Raw genomic sequence first — 2,590 nt, forward strand, 5'->3', positions numbered from 1 at the left:
ACTCTTCAATAGGCCAGCCACTTGGCGCAATAGCCTCACCCAGCAACCCGCCGATGGCGATTTTATCGATCATCTCATAATTCTCAGACTCGGCGATACCAAAGGCGGTGCCGCTTCCGAAATTGAAAAAAAATGGAAGCACACCGGTTTGAAGCGGATTAAAACTGTCTTCCCGGCCGGTCTTAAACACCATGATCCGTCCCCGGACAATATAATCCGCATCAAATGTCCGGCCGATATCCCTGATAACCCCGGCATCCAGGGCAATTGTTTTATATTCCGATGCCATATCGCGGATAGATTCCGCTTTTCTCTTTTTCGCGTTTGACAGCAAAATATTTGCAATTTCAACCTTCATCTCATCGGACCACTCTTTTGCAAGTTCGGCTTTAAGCATGGAATCTTCGAATGACGGCTTTCTGGTCATTTTCTCCTGGTTAATGATCTTTTTATCCGTCAAATAGGATATGACATCTTCATTAACAACCGGCATATACCCATATCGAAGGATTTCGTCCTGGAGCGACTCCATTATCAGCACATTCCGGCGCCAATATCCCATGGGAGAATCGGACGGGGTATAATCGGCAAAGGGCAGAATCACAATCTTTTTTCCCTCCCCGAAAGATGCCGTTTGAACCATCGGGTGAATCGAATCGACTTTCGTGGTGCCGCAGGAGGCAAATAATGCCGCTGCCAATAAGGTTATTATCCCGCCCCATACTATTTTCATTACGCACTCCTAAATCAAAGATAAATATGGCATTGTGAACTCATTCAAGCCGACACCTTCAGCACTTTCAGGGAAACGTAAGTTGCCATAGTGGCCGTTGGGCCTCAAAGGTCTCCCAATCAGAGGATGTTCCTCGCCAGGTGTATCGCCATTGTCCCGACATCTGGCTGCCGGAGAGGCGTTGTATTTGATATGTATAATAAATTCCCCCTTCTTGCTCAAAAAACAATTGATATAACCAGTTACTCCCGTCACCGAAGGAGACGCGAACCGGCATATTCTCCCATGAGGCGGTATAGCCGGGCTGACCGTCAATAATCCGCTCAACGGTTAACGGAGCGAAATCGTACACATAATAGGAGCCCTTGTAGGCTTCGGTCACTGTCCATTGGCCTTCCAGGGTCTGGAGGCTGATCAGCAGACGTTGAATTTCCACGGCAGAGGACAGGTTGTTTCCGATTCTCAGACTGACCACCACTGTGCCGTAGCTGCCGATCATCTGAAGCGGGCCAACGGGGATATATGAAACCGGCCCGTCCGCATAGGAGAGGTCATCCGCCCCGGAGACTTTGATGCCGTTCTCATAGGCCAGGGCCAATGTGCCGGTTTTGGTCATTGCATATACCATCCCGGGCTCCATGTCCCGACGCTCCAGCAGCACATAGGCTCGTTCATTCAGACTGCAGTACGCATCCAGGCTGTCCAGGAGAGTGTTGTTCGGATCAATCCAAGTCCCCCCTTCCGCCTGGCAGGTCGTGGCAGTCGGATAGTGCGCAATGTCCTCGGAAACGGGAATCTGGACATTGATAAGACTTGATTCAGCCGCGTCCATCTGGCTGTAGGAGCTTATAAAATCCACGACCGGCAGATACACCGCGTCCCCGGGTTCTCGAATGTTGATGGTGATGGGAATTTGAAACTGAGCCTCTTTATCCAGGTCGGAAACCTTGATATAGCCGATGTAGGTGCCGTAATCCATGGCGGAAAGAATTTCGGCGTTCGGGCTCTCCTCCACCCAGCCATAGGGATCCGTGATGATCACCGTCCCCGAATCGCCTTCAGCATTATAAAGTGCAGCAGAAACAAACCCCATATCACTGGCTGCCGTCCACCCGGGTTCAAATCCAAAAACCTGCAGCCGCTGGGAGGGAAACGTGAGAGGGGAAACGGTCAGCAAATCCCCTATGCTTCGGATCACATTAATCGTCACCGGAATCGTTACCAGTTCGGTGGCAGGAGCAAGCCCGGAAAAAATGGTCACATTAGCGGTCCATAAACCGGACCCCATGGTTTCACTGACTGTGGCAGTTGCCGTGATACTTCCGGGGATAGTGCCGTTTGCAGGTTCCAGGGTCAGCCATGCCGCATCGCAGGAGGCACTGAAGTCAGCAATCTCTGCTTCAATCTCTTCTTCATTTTTCGAATCTACAACGGGATCAGGAACGGGTCCGCCGACAACGGAGATGCTGAAGGCGTAGGGCCCGGCTGGAGAACCGGGAAGCACTCGCACCGTACACAGGTCAACTTCCGCAGGTGAAACGACAAATGCACCAGGTGTAAATGCAAAACTAAACACAGGCAGTCAGACCATCAGAAATGATCCGGCAATTATTCGTAAGGTCCAAGAAAAAAAAGGTCATACGTTTTTTACCCCCTTAAGTCATATTGGAGTGTAATGAGTTAACGACATTTGAGTCACTTGGGTTAACACGGGCTGAGTAAGCTTTTTAGGATTACCGAATTCTAGAATAAATCTTTCGCCTTTGTCAAGTTAAATATCGTATCACACCTCTGCTCAAAGCTTAAATATCGTGCCTCCCAAGGATCGGGTTTTAGGTTCTGTTGACATTTCACCGC

General features: G+C 49.9%; 2 protein-coding genes. Both read right to left on the reverse strand.

Annotated elements, in window-relative coordinates; genetic code table 11:
• Positions 1-733 (reverse strand): hypothetical protein (locus B3D59_RS00730; RefSeq protein WP_286817166.1); only part of this gene is annotated, 733 nt, incomplete at its 3' end.
• 67 nt (positions 734-800) lie between these two features.
• Entirely contained in the window at positions 801-2,309 is a 1,509-nt protein-coding gene (locus B3D59_RS00735; protein WP_286817167.1) for a hypothetical protein, read from the reverse strand.
• Positions 2,310-2,590 lie beyond the last annotated feature (281 nt).

It is taken from the genome of Desulfobacter sp. UBA2225 (genome assembly GCF_002348205.1).
In the GTDB taxonomy this organism is placed as follows: Bacteria; Desulfobacterota; Desulfobacteria; order Desulfobacterales; family Desulfobacteraceae; genus Desulfobacter; species Desulfobacter postgatei.